8 protein-coding genes are annotated in these 12,792 nt (G+C 49.1%); 6 read left to right on the top strand and 2 right to left on the bottom strand.

Going from position 1 to position 12,792, the window contains the following annotated elements; genetic code table 11:
* Positions 1-35 precede the first annotated feature (35 nt).
* From A3844_RS00060 to A3844_RS00045, 4 genes are all read left to right on the top strand, one after another.
* Positions 36-2,372: a histidine kinase gene (locus A3844_RS00060; protein ID WP_074106219.1), complete on the top strand. Its 2,337-nt coding sequence runs from the start codon at positions 36-38 to the stop codon at positions 2,370-2,372.
* Between the two features lie 328 nt (positions 2,373-2,700).
* Positions 2,701-4,179 carry an Lsa family ABC-F type ribosomal protection protein gene (locus A3844_RS00055; RefSeq protein ID WP_074106218.1) on the top strand — a complete coding sequence of 493 codons (1,479 nt, stop codon included), beginning with the start codon at positions 2,701-2,703 and terminating at the stop codon, positions 4,177-4,179.
* 30 nt (positions 4,180-4,209) lie between these two features.
* A complete protein-coding gene (locus A3844_RS00050) occupies positions 4,210-5,337 on the top strand; it encodes an NAD(P)/FAD-dependent oxidoreductase (protein ID WP_074106217.1) in 1,128 nt (375 codons plus the stop codon).
* A 304-nt stretch (positions 5,338-5,641) separates the two neighbouring features.
* A complete protein-coding gene (locus A3844_RS00045) occupies positions 5,642-6,289 on the top strand; it encodes a FusB/FusC family EF-G-binding protein (RefSeq protein WP_074106216.1) in 648 nt (215 codons plus the stop codon).
* Positions 6,290-6,731: 442 nt separating this feature from the next.
* On the opposite strand, the gene A3844_RS00040 is transcribed toward A3844_RS00045, so the two are convergent.
* A complete protein-coding gene (locus A3844_RS00040; protein ID WP_083606614.1) occupies positions 6,732-8,012 on the bottom strand; it encodes an MFS transporter in 1,281 nt (426 codons plus the stop codon).
* Entirely contained in the window at positions 8,009-8,659 is a 651-nt protein-coding gene (locus A3844_RS00035; protein ID WP_074106215.1) for a TetR/AcrR family transcriptional regulator, read from the bottom strand. Before A3844_RS00035 ends, A3844_RS00040 begins: the two co-directional genes overlap by 4 nt.
* A 298-nt stretch (positions 8,660-8,957) precedes the next feature.
* Between A3844_RS00035 and fabD the strand changes: the two genes are divergently transcribed.
* Together fabD and A3844_RS00025 are read left to right on the top strand one after the other, a co-directional pair.
* Complete coding sequence (gene fabD / locus A3844_RS00030) at positions 8,958-10,190, top strand: ACP S-malonyltransferase (RefSeq protein ID WP_167374604.1); 1,233 nt, start codon at positions 8,958-8,960, stop codon at positions 10,188-10,190.
* Positions 10,174-12,771 carry a non-ribosomal peptide synthetase gene (locus A3844_RS00025; RefSeq protein WP_074106214.1) on the top strand — a complete coding sequence of 866 codons (2,598 nt, stop codon included), beginning with the start codon at positions 10,174-10,176 and terminating at the stop codon, positions 12,769-12,771. Before fabD ends, A3844_RS00025 begins: the two co-directional genes overlap by 17 nt.
* Positions 12,772-12,792: the final 21 nt, after the last annotated feature.

The following is a 12,792-nucleotide window of genomic DNA, read 5'->3' as shown; positions in this document are numbered from 1 at the left end:
AGGGTAATTTATCTTCCTATAAGGAGGCCACCCGGATGTCCCCGTATAAACGTAAAACTCCGGAAGAAATTCTGTATTCCATCTACCGCCTGCGCCGGGGCCGTCTCAAGATCATCATCGGTTCTGTCAGTGGTTCAGGCAAGACCTATCACATGCTGGAGGAAGGCAAGCTTTTGCAGCAGCAAGGGATCGATGTGGTGATCAGTGCGGTCTCGACGATGCAACGGGCGGAGACTGTTCAGCAACTGGTGAATCTGGAGCGCGTACCTAGCCTTCACTGGATCAAGGATGGAAAGGAACAGAAGGATCTTCCTGTCGATATTCTGCTTCAGCGCAATCCTGAGGTCCTTTTGGTGGACAGTCTGGCCCACCGCAACCGGGAAGGAGCCCGTTTCGAGACACGACTCGACGATATCCGTTATTTAATGGATCACGGCATAAGTGTGATTACTACCATTAACGTGTATGAGCTGGCTGGGATGGCCGAAATTATTCAGCAGAAAACGGGCATCTGTGCGGAGGAAACGGTTCCGCTCAACACGCTGGAGCTGGCGGATGAGGTGCGCCTGATCGATGTGTCCCCCGAAACCATATTAAAACGTATTGAAGAAGGGGTTCTTGGCGGAGAGACGCCTCCGGCGCTGACCCGGCGCGGAAATCTCGGCGTCCTCCGTGAGCTCTCGCTCCGTCTGGTTGCCGAGGGGGTCAATGATTCGCTGGAAAGACACCGGGAGGAGCAAGGGTTAATTGGCCCTTCCGGCGCCACTGAGCGGATTCTCGTATCCACGCAATATCATTGGAACGGTTCGCTGTATGTCAGAAGAGGACAGCAAATCGCCAAGCGGCTGAACGGTGAGCTTATGGTGGTAACCTTTGTGCTCACAAAACGTCAGCTAACGAAAGATCAGCAGAGCTTCAAACGCGCGATCACCAAGCTGGCCCAGCGGGTCGATGCCCGCTTCGAAGAGCTGTCTCTTCCAAGTCTGCGTCTGCTCCCAGCAATATTGGTACGTTATGCCATCCGGAATAACGTCACCCGGATCGTCATGGGGCACTCCAAAAAAAGCCGCTGGCAGGAAAAGTGGCAGGGCTCCATCGCTAACCGGGTCCTCCGAAAGTCACGGAACATCGATGTATTCCTGATGGCTGACAGGGCAGAGCAGGAAGGGGAACGGATATTGCCGATCAAGCCCGGCTCCAAAGGGAAGGAGGAACCTTTTCACCGGTTAACCAGTCAGGAGATCGAACAGAAAATTGAGCGGATTCACCGCGGAACATTCAAGGTCTATATTGGTGCGGCGCCTGGTGTTGGAAAAACCTATAAAATGCTGCAAGAGGGGAATCTGCTGCTGACGAAAGGCATTGATGTTGTCATAGGTCTGCTGGAGACACATGGAAGGAAGGAGACCCAACGGCAAATCGGGGGATTGACCCTGATTCCGCGGGCCCGCATTCAGTATCAGTCCTCACAGCTGGAGGAGATGGACACAGATAGCATTATTGCCCGTCACCCGGAGGTCGTGCTGGTGGATGAATTGGCACATACCAATGTCCCCGGAAGTGTGACCAAAAAGCGCTATGAGGATGTTATGCGGCTGCTCGATAACGGCATTTCCGTAATCACAACCGTGAATGTTCAGCATCTGGAGAGCCTGAATGACGCAGTGGCACAGCTGACGGGCGTTCGTGTCCGGGAAACGGTCCCTGATGCGGTTTTGAAAATGGCCGGTGAGGTTGAACTCATTGACGTTACGCCACAAATGCTGCAGGAGCGGATGCGGGAAGGGAAAATATATGCAACGGAGAAAGTGAACCAGGCCTTAGAGTCTTTTTTTAAGATTGGGAATCTGATTGCTCTGCGCGAACTGGCTCTTCGTGAAATTGCGGACGATGTCGATGAACGGCTGGAAGCGTGGGACCGGGAGCCCTCCCTGCGGGGCCCATGGAGCCGCCGTGAGGTCATCTTTGTCTGTGTCGATCTCGGCCCGCGTGCAGAGCGCCTAATCCGCCGCGGCTTCCGTATTGCCCACCGGCTCAAGGCAGAATGGTATGTACACTATGTTCATTGCGGAGGGCACCATACCCCCGAAGAGCAAAAGCGGCTGGGGTCCCTGCGGCATTTGACGGAACGGCTGGGCGGGAAAATGGAGGTGGCTCTGGCGGGCAGCAGTGCTGTCGTACATCAGCAGCTGCTCTACAGAATGAATGAAGTACAGACCACTCAGCTGATTATCGGACACTCACGCAGGCCGCTGTGGCGCAGCTTATTCAAAGAGAGCTTCGTCCATTATTTGCTCCGGCATGCAAGGCATATGGATATGCTGATTGTGGCGGACTTTGACCCGGAGGCGGCCGAAGCGGTAAAGTATTGACAGATAGGCATACCCTAGTTGATCATAAAAAAAGTGTATGCTAAACTACAATTAATTAAATGAACGGAGTTGAAGAGGATAATGTAGGATTTTCTTGCTGATCGATATGAGAATAAAACCACTATAAGACTGGACTTCATGTTCAGCTATTGTAATGCGATCGATTTCGCATGTTTTATTTCTTGTTAAGCAAGAAAGTTACATTTCCTTTCACTCAAACGGTAGATCCTTAATCAGCCCCTCGGGGGCTTGATTTTCTGTATCTATTTGAGCTGCAAGAAATTAACTTTCTTGCGGCTTTTATTTTTTTATACAGGAGGATCACCAGATGTCATTAATTAATGTTACCAACCTGACGTTTGCCTATGAGGGCAGCTACGATAACATATTTGAAAATGTGAATTTTCAGATCGACACGGATTGGAAGCTGGGATTTACGGGGAGGAACGGAAGAGGGAAGACCACCTTTCTGCAGCTGCTGCTCGGTAAACATGAATACATTGGAGCCATTTCTGCTAATGTAACATTTGAATACTTTCCATACCCTGTGCCGAACAAGGAAAATATGACCCTGGATGTCATCAGCGAAATCTTTCCGGATTATATTCACTGGCAGTTGATGCGAGAGCTTTCTTTGCTGAAGGTAGATGAAGACGTTCTCTATCGGCCCTTTGCTTCACTGTCGAACGGAGAGCAGACGAAGGTGCTGCTCGCCGCATTGTTTATTAAGGAAAACAGCTTTCTGCTCATTGATGAACCTACCAATCATCTGGACATGCAAGCAAGAACATGGGTCAGTGATTATCTGAATACCAAAAGCGGCTACATTCTGGTCTCTCATGACAGAGCCTTTCTGGATAACTGTGTAGATCATATCCTGTCTATCAACAAAACCAACATTGAAATTCAGAAAGGGAATTTTTCGAGCTGGTGGGAGAATAAAAGGCGTTTGGATAACTTTGAGCTGGCACAAAATGAGAAGCTGAGAAGAGATATTAACCGGCTTGCGGATTCATCCAAAAGAACAGGAAACTGGTCACACGAAGTGGAAAAGACAAAAAACGGGACACGAAACTCCGGCTCCAAGGTAGATAAGGGGTACATTGGCCATAAGGCTGCCAAAATGATGAAACGTTCTAAATCTATCGAGCAAAGGCAGCAATCGGCAATTGACCAGAAGTCCAAGCTGCTGAAAAACATTGAAAGCTCGGAAACCCTGGAGATTGTACAGCTTCCTTATCATAAAAATACCTTTGCAGAGCTTGAACAAATCTCCATTTATTATGGTGAGAAACTAGTCTGTTCAGATGTGGATTTTACAATTGAGCAAGGAGACCGCATTGCACTTTCGGGTAAGAATGGCTCCGGCAAATCCAGTATCCTGAAACTGATTTGCGGCGAGGATATACAGTACACAGGCAGCTTCACTAAGGACAGTCAGCTCAAAATCTCCTACGTGTCCCAGGATACCTCGCATTTACAAGGCAATCTTACGGAATTCGCCCGCGACAATGGAATAGACGAGAGCCTGTTCAAATCCATCCTGAGAAAACTTGATTTCTCCAGAGTGCAATTTGAGAAGGATATTTCCACTTTCAGCGGTGGCCAGAAGAAGAAGGTGCTGATCGCCAAAAGTCTAAGTGAGCATGTTCATCTGCATATTTGGGATGAGCCGCTGAACTTTGTTGACGTTATTTCACGGATGCAAATAGAAGAGCTGCTGCTGGAATACACCCCGACCATCATTTTTGTGGAGCATGACCGGGAGTTCTGCGGCAATGTCGCTACGAAGATCATAGAGCTCTGAGCTTGCTTAAGGAAGGGAAGAAAGGGACTTATGAAGAAAGTCATCGTAATCGGTTCAGGAATTCTTGGGGCATCAACGGCCTATCACTTAGCCAAAATGGGGGCAGATGTCCTAGTCGTTGACCGCAAAGATAAAGGGCAAGCCACCGATGCTGCTGCCGGCATCATCTGTCCATGGCTGTCCCAGCGGCGTAATCAGGCTTGGTATCGTCTCGCCAAAGCAGGAGCCCGTTATTACCCGGAGTTAATTGCACAGCTTCGGGACGAAGGGGAGACTGATACCGGCTATGCTCAGGTAGGTGCTCTTAGTATACATCATGACATGATGAAACTGGGACAGATGGAGGAACGGGCAAAACTACGAAAGACAGATGCACCGGAAATCGGAGATATTACACGGCTCAACACAACACAGACCCGTGAGCTTTTTCCATTGCTGGCAGAAGGTTATTCCTCCATTCGTATCAGCGGTGCAGCCCGGGTAGATGGTCGTGCACTGCGCGATGCTCTCATACGGTCGGCACAGCACAATGGGGCTGTCTTTGTCAGCGGGGAGGCCAGGCTTGAACATCTAGCAAACCATGTAACCGGAGTAAATGTAGGAGCTCAACACTTTTCGGCAGATCTCATCCTTGTATGTGCGGGTGCATGGGCCAATCTATTGCTGCAGCCTTTAGGCATTGATTTTAAAGTCCATTTTCAAAAAGCTCAAATCGTTCACTTAGAGGTTCCGGACCGTCAAGACACAGATGCCTGGCCAGTAGTTATTCCGCCAAATGATCAGTATTTGCTTTCAATGGGATCACGTAGGATTGTTATTGGATCGACACACGAAAATGATATAGAAGGGTACGATACCAGGATAACTGCTGGCGGAATCCAGGAAATTCTGAATAAGGGGATCGATCTTGCACCTGGTTTAGCAAACAGCACATTTCTGGAGACGAGAGTCGGTTTTCGCCCCTTTACGCCTGGGTTTCTTCCTGTTATCGGGAATGTGCCCGGCTGGGAAGGTTTGCTTACAGCAAATGGCCTCGGAGCTTCAGGGTTAACCATGGGCCCTTATTTAGGAAGGCAATTGGCGAGGATGGCTCTTGAAAGGGAAATGGAAATAGACGTAAGTGATTATGATATCCGGAATGCAATAGATGAAGACTGATGAATTGCGACTTTCTGAATTCCCTGCTATACTTTTTTCGAAAGATAAGAAGTTATTAGCTTCACGCTGTAAATGTTCCTTGTCTTTCTTACAGTAAAGTGTTCATCTGACAGGGGGTTGTACTGATGGCAAAACCGAATTGCTCATTAGCTAGGAAGACCTCATGCAAAGCCTAATTCAGGGGCGATACTTTGCGTGAGGGCGAGAGAAGAGAAAGATCCGATCGCCCATACTTGACTTTATCGTTTCTAATAACGGCTTTGCACCTTATGTTTTTTCAACAAAAATAAGGGGCTGAAGAGCTATGAATACACCATTTATTAGAAACCATCAATATAATGTCATTAAGAAACAAGCCGAATTTCTTCAGAAAACACTGCGATCCGTCGCGGATCAGAGTGTCTTGAAAACAGTAAGATATCGAACAGCTGTGAATATGATTGAAGCGTTTTCTTCTCTGACAACAGAGCGGGAACACCTGCTGGAGCAAGTATCGAGCTTGGAAACAGCACATGAATTTCAGAATTATCTTATTGCATTAGAACCCTATCTGGAGCCATTTCCACCGATTACACTGAAGCAGATCCAGAAACTTTTTCCAAAAAATAAGAAGCTGAAGGTACCTGATCTGCAATCCATCGACTTTAGATATGTCACGTATCTGAGCTGGGTAGACATAGCCACGAACAAATTATATATTGTCTATCCATTCGAAGGACAGTTCATCGGCATCGAGGGAAGAATAACACCGACACACAAAAAAGGGTATTGCATGTTCTGCAACCGGCATCAGGAGCTTGCGTTCATAACAGTCAAGACGAAGCCTGCGGGTGCTTTGCCCGATCAATATTCTTCCATTGGCCAATACGTATGTATGGACGGCCATGCATGTAATCAGAGTATCACCGATACTAGTTCGCTGGAAAAGTTCATTGTCTCCGTTCGTAAATAATTCATCGATGCGGTTGCCTTTAGAGGCAGCCGTTTTTTAGTATAAATCTATGTTCAACGGTTGAAGAGATTCTCAGGTGAAAAACAAAGAGTACTTCTACCCAAAACCCGTAATCTTTTAATTTTCAAAATACATATATGAAGCAGGGCCTATATTCTGTACGATTTTTTTTGCCTGCTACACGTTAAAGTATTCTGACTATGTTTGGGAACAGATTTTGAGAAACCTTAACAGTCTTGATGAGCAGTATGCAACAATTATTCTTTTATTAATTGACATATTAAACTTGAGGCAAGATTGTTTGATAGAAATTAAGGGTCAATTCGATGTACAGTCTGGTAGAACTAACTCCAGAGATGAATTTCCAATGGGGAAATAGACTGCAACAAGGCCGGGGACAAGCCCCGGCCCTTCTATGTTGTGGGCAGAACGAAAAATATAATTATGCGCGCTCCCCTTCCGCGATTGTCCCTTCCGACGTCACCTTCATCATGCGCTTGCGGACCAGCGGTGGTAGTGCAGCCAGATAAAATAAACTGACCACTATGGTGCAAAAGCCAAGTATGTAGTGAAGCCAGGTGACGGAGATCAAGGCCGGAAAGGCTAGCGCGATGCCCCCCAAAGCCAGTGAATGGCCCAGCATCATTACCGGCTCAATCAAGGCGTTAACACGGCCCATATTCTGCGGAGGAACAAGCTCTGGCAACCAGCTACCGAGCGCGATATTGATGGGCGCGATGGCGATTCCAGCGAGCATTACAAGGAAAAAATAGACTTCAATCCTTTCGGTTAACCCAAGTCCCGTAATGAGCAGGCTGGAGATGAACAGACCCGCAATCAGGATCGGCGCTCTTGTGAAACGGCGAATCAGCCGGGGGCCTAAGACGCTGCCGAGCAGAAAGCCGACGCCCAGAAAGACGGTAATCAGCGAAGAGTGAACGACATAATTATCGGGACTGAGCTTGTATTTCATGGCGAAGATGGGAAGCACGGCGAATACGCCGTTCACAATGCCAAAGAACAGAAAACCGCTGATCAGAACCATAAGCAGTCGATTTCCTGTAATATAGCGGAGGCCCTGCCAAAAATCCTTCAGCAGCAGTGAGAACCGGAGCTCACGAATACGGTTTTTTCCGTTGGGGGTACGGGCATGTTCTGGGAAATCCCCCCAGGCAAGCAGCAGGCCGGACAATAAAAAGCTGAGTCCGTCGACGATGATGGCGCCTTCAATTCCAATAAAATGATAGGCCGTAGCCCCCAGGCTCATGCCGAAGAGCATAAACAGCCCCATCACCATTTGATTCAGCCCCGAAGCCTGGACATATTGGTCCTGGTCGATACTGCCCTGCAGAAGTCCCATTTCCGCAGGACCGAAGAATTTGGATATCGAGCTACGCAGAAATAGCACCAAAAAACAGGCGAAAAGCACGTTGAAATGAACAAACAGCAGCAGCAGCAAGGTTAGTCCCGCCCGTATCCAGTCGCTATAGGCGGCAATATTCTTGCGGTCGAACCGGTCCGCGATGACGCCGACGATCCAGAAGACCGCCAGGGTGGGCAGAGAATACATCAGCTCTGCTGTAGTGGCCAAAGCCGGCCGCTCGCTGTACCTGTCGATCAGATAGTAGGCGAATGCCATGTTCCCCACCACGGTGCCCAGCTGCGAGGCAAAAGCGGCAATGAACAACTTGTTGAACATTGGATTGCGAAAGAGCGTCCTCATTCAATTTCCTCCCTATGGTGCTCTCTGATAAGCACAGGTTTGAGCAGAACTTGCAAGTAGTGGACGAGCGACTCAAGCTGCATTCGGGTGTTCGCCTTCTCCAGACCCACAGTGATGGTATGGGTCATAATGCCTTCCTGATAGGAAGCGGCTAGTCTGGAGATGTCCGTAACGTCCATGACAGGGAAAAACTCACCGCGGTCAATTCCGGTCTGAAGCAGTTCTGCAAATTGGGCGATTCCCCGTTCATAACGGTTGAGGAGCAGTCCACGGCGTGTCTCATCGCGCCATCCGATCAGGAAATATTCATAGAAGGCCGGCATTAATCCGCCATTGGGTGATTGCTGAAGGTCTTGCAGCTGCTGCGAATACAGCGTAGTAATTACATCCCAAATGGACGGCGAAGATTCCAGAATCATCTCTAGGTACCGATCATGCTCCGTGTCCTGATGGTCTAACAGAGCTTCGAAGATCTCATCCTTGGTCTGATAGTACAAGTAAATCCAGCCCCGACTCATACCGATTTCATCGATAATATCCTTTAGTGTGACTGCCCCGTAGCCCTTCTCGGCAAAAACCCGCTTAGCCGCATCGAGGATTTGCAGGCTTCTCCATTCTTTTCGGCTGCTCGATAATTTAGGCGACATTCCGTTGCTTCCTTTCCGTTTTCGCAAAATGAACCGCGTGTCATTTATTATATTAATGACATGTGGTTCATTTTGCAACGAGAAATAACGTAATAATCTATAAATAATAATGATTGATATGTTTTTGATTATCTTGTTATAATGTATTAAAATTCCATTTGATTCGCCAGTATATTCCCCTTGCTGCTAGTTTCCAGCTTTTCCGATTTCCCCGTCTTACCTCACATCTATGATTACATCCATGATTACATCTATGATTACATCCGCTATTAATAGTTTATCTGAAGGGAATGTGATTATGAAAACGGCACTGCTGTTTCCAGGACAAGGTTCGCAGTATGTAGGGATGGGGAAATTTTTGTTCGTCCGGTTTGAAACGGCCCGAAGAACATTTGAAGAAGCCTCTGATGCGCTGGGCTACAATGTATCCCGTCTTTGCTTTGACGGAAGCCTCGAAGAATTGACGCGGACCGAGAATGCACAGCCCTGCATTCTTACTGTGAGCATCGCGGCTTATCGGGTTCTCTTGGAGAATCTGGACATTGAGCCGTATTATTGCGCCGGCCACAGTCTTGGCGAAATATCCGCGCTGACTGCATCCGGGGCTCTTGCTTTTACTGATGCGGTGCGCCTGGTTCGCCTTAGGGGACGGTTGATGCAGGAGTCGCAACAAGAGGGAGAAGGCGGAATGCTGGCGGTTCACAGACTGGACAGTTCCGTCATTGAAGCGGAATGCGGTCGGCCGGACGTTCGTGGAACCGTTGCGGTATCCAACCTGAATGGTGGCGGACAGACCGTTATCTCGGGACTTCAATGCTCCCTGAACCGCATAAGTGAAAAACTTGCATTGCTCGGAGGAAGAGTTGTCCCACTGAACGTGAGCGCCGCTTTTCACAGCCCCCTAATGAAAGAGGGCGCTGCAAAGTTTGCGGCTGAATTGTCCCGTATTCGATTTCAGCCTTTGCGCCATTGGGTATTGTCGAATGTGACGGCTCATCCTTATCCGGATGAGAATTTCATTCCGGCATTATTAGCCGAACAGATGGTCTCTGTTGTGAATTGGCATTATTGTATGCGCTTTCTTCTCAAGCGGGAAACGGAGCGCATGATCGAAGTTGGGCCCGGAAATGTGCTGGGCAATATGCTGAGAAGAGAGAAGCCGATTTCTTGCATCATTCAGTCGACCGATCAGGAAGATGACTGGAGGAATCTTCTCAGCGCCGGAAGCCGCGTGGCCCGGGGAACGGATTACGATGCTTATCTTAAAGCCGCATTGTGTGCAAAAAATTATAACGTTATAGATACCGCCTCTGACTATATGAACAAGATTGCAGAACCGTTTCGGGAACTGGAAAGCATGGCCTCTGGAGCACGAAAGGGAGAAGCGGAATCGGAGAGATGGAAGAGCCTGGCCGTTAGTGCCCTGGATAAGATTCTGGATGTCAAGATGACTCCTGCCATCCGACGAGTGGACATCTTAAACCGTTTGGCTGAAGAAGGGGGAAACGTGCAGAATGTACAATACGCTTAACGAAGCGCTAAGAAGCGAAGCCGCCAGAGGGGAACGGGGAATTACCTTCATCTCAGGTGAATTCGAGAGTGTATTTTGCAGTTATCCCGAGCTCTACGAGTCCGCCATGGGTACTCTGCATCACCTAAGAATGAAGGGGATAGGGGCCGGAGATGAAGTTATCCTGCAGCTGGACAACAACCGTGAATTTCTTATTGTCTTCTGGGCTTGCCTTCTCGGCGGTATCATTCCTGTTCCGTTATCGGTAGGTAATAATGAAGAACACCTTGCCAAGGTCGTCCGGATCGCAGCTGTGCTGAACAATCCTTTTATTGTCTCGGACCCACAGCATTTTGAGAAACTCGGAGATTGGGCGTCCCGGTTCGAGAATGCAGTCGATCGTCAACTGTCCATCGGAGACCTAATGAAGCAGCCAGAGGAAAAAATATCCGGTGAGAACGGAGCGGTGTTGCCCGGAGATATCGCTTTTATCCAGTTTTCTTCCGGTACCACAGGCGACCCCAAGGGAGTGGTGCTGACCCACAGCAATCTCCTGGCAAATATCCGGGCCCTGAAAGAACGTATTGGAGCCGGCGATGAGGATGCCTTTCTCAGCTGGATGCCGCTGACTCACGATCTGGGGATGATCATGTTCCATCTCCTTCCATTATTCTGCGGGACAAGCCAATACCTCATGCCAACCTGGCTGTTCATCAGGCGTCCGATTCTCTGGATGCAGAAAGCCGACCAGGTTGGAGCGACGATTCTGGCTTCCCCAAATTTCGGGCTCAAATATTTCCTAACCGCTTACCACAAAACTGCATCGAAACGAGATTTTGCTTGGGATCTGACACGCATCCATGCCATAGTCAACGGCGCCGAACCGATCGATGTCGGGGTATGCGAACAGTTTCTCGAAGAACTGAGCCCGTATGGCCTTGAAAGAAAGGCAATTAAAATGGGCTACGGAATGGCCGAAGCCTGTGTCGGCGTATGCATTCAGGAACAGGACGAGTCTTTTAGAACCTATTATGTGCGAAGGGATTTTTTGCGGGTTGGAGATTCAGCGGTTTTTCTACCCGGTGATGGTCAGGGTGACACCTTGGCGCTGGCCGGAACGGGAACACCCATACAGGATTGCCGTGTAAGGATATGCGATGATCTGGACCACCCGCTGCCGGAAGGCACTGTAGGCCATATCCAGATCGCCGGAGACAATGTGACATCGGGATACTATAACAACGCGGAGGCCACAGAGAAGCTGTTCACATCCGACGGCTGGGCCCGAACAGGAGACTTGGGATTTCTGGTAGAGGGCCGACTGACCGTAACCGGAAGAACTAAAGATATCATTTTTATCAACGGGTCCAATTATTTCCCCCATGATATTGAGCGAATCGCGGAAGAGTGTGCGGATTTAAAAGTCAAAAGAATGGTCGCATGTGGAATCTACAATGAAAGGACAGGTACCGAGGAAGCAGCATTATTCGTACAGTTTAGGGACAAGCCCGAAGAATTTCTGACGGTTTCCGAACAGATACGTAGACATCTGAACCGCGTGTTGGGTCTACAGATCTCTGTTATCCTTCCGGTTCACAAGTTATACCAGACAACCAGCGGCAAGCTGCAAAGATACAAATATGCTGCGAAATACAAGGAAGGCACCTATCGTGAGATTGAATCTGAACTGGCCCGTCTGCAGCGGGATCAGGAGGTCGCAGCCGCTTTAACGAGAAGGAAACCGGATGGCGAAATTGAGCAAGCGTTGTTCCGGGTATGGAGCGACCTTCTGGGAAGAGAGCGCTTTGATCTCGAGGACAGCTTCTTTGAACTCGGAGGCACGTCCATGCTGGTTGTGCAATTGTTCGAGCGGATCGAGGAGCTTTATCCAGGCGTCATTACGATGACCGATATTTTTGGTTCTCCCTCGGTAACCTTGCTGTCCCGGCTGATATCGGGCTCACACGAGCCTAAGCAGACCCGGTTTCATATGGAGACAGTGCACCTTTCTCCTCAATATTTCCAAGCGGCGGAGAACGGGGCTGAGAACCAGTACCGAATGAACTTATCAGGAACGGATCGAAATCGGTTGCGGTCATTATGTCTGAATCGTCGGGTCGCAGAAGAGGCGGTATATCTGGCTTTGCTGGCTAACACGCTGTATGAAATCTGCACAGAATCGAAAGTGGTTGTTCATACCATGATGGACGGACCCGGATGGGTCATTCCCTTTTGCGTCGATTTTGCCGCCATTGATACCATCGAGGAACTACTCGATTTAGCCAACGTGAAGAAAAATCCGGGGGAGGCCCTCCTGTACCATATCGGTGATATTGGCAAAGAGGTCGCCCGTCCGAAGGAAGGTCAGGCACTATGCTACCTGGGCAGAAAGGAATGGAGGCCACAGCAAGGCGGTCTGCCGGACCATTTCGATATGATGCTCGAGTGGGAAGAAGCTCCCGGTACAGCTGTGTTTACCTTTGGCTACAACGCCGCAAGAATGAATGGACCCCGGATGCGCGAGCTGTTTCTGTCTTTTGCTGACGCATTGGAATCCCTGCTGAGCCTGGATATTATGGCCGCCGAAACGGCACCGCAATAATACGGAAGGGAGAGGACTAGC

Source organism: Paenibacillus helianthi (genome assembly GCF_001909055.1).
Classification (GTDB): Bacteria; Bacillota; Bacilli; order Paenibacillales; family Paenibacillaceae; genus Paenibacillus_AQ; species Paenibacillus_AQ helianthi.
Note: the sequence above shows the minus strand (reverse complement) of the source record. Positions and strands in the feature narration are given on the sequence as shown.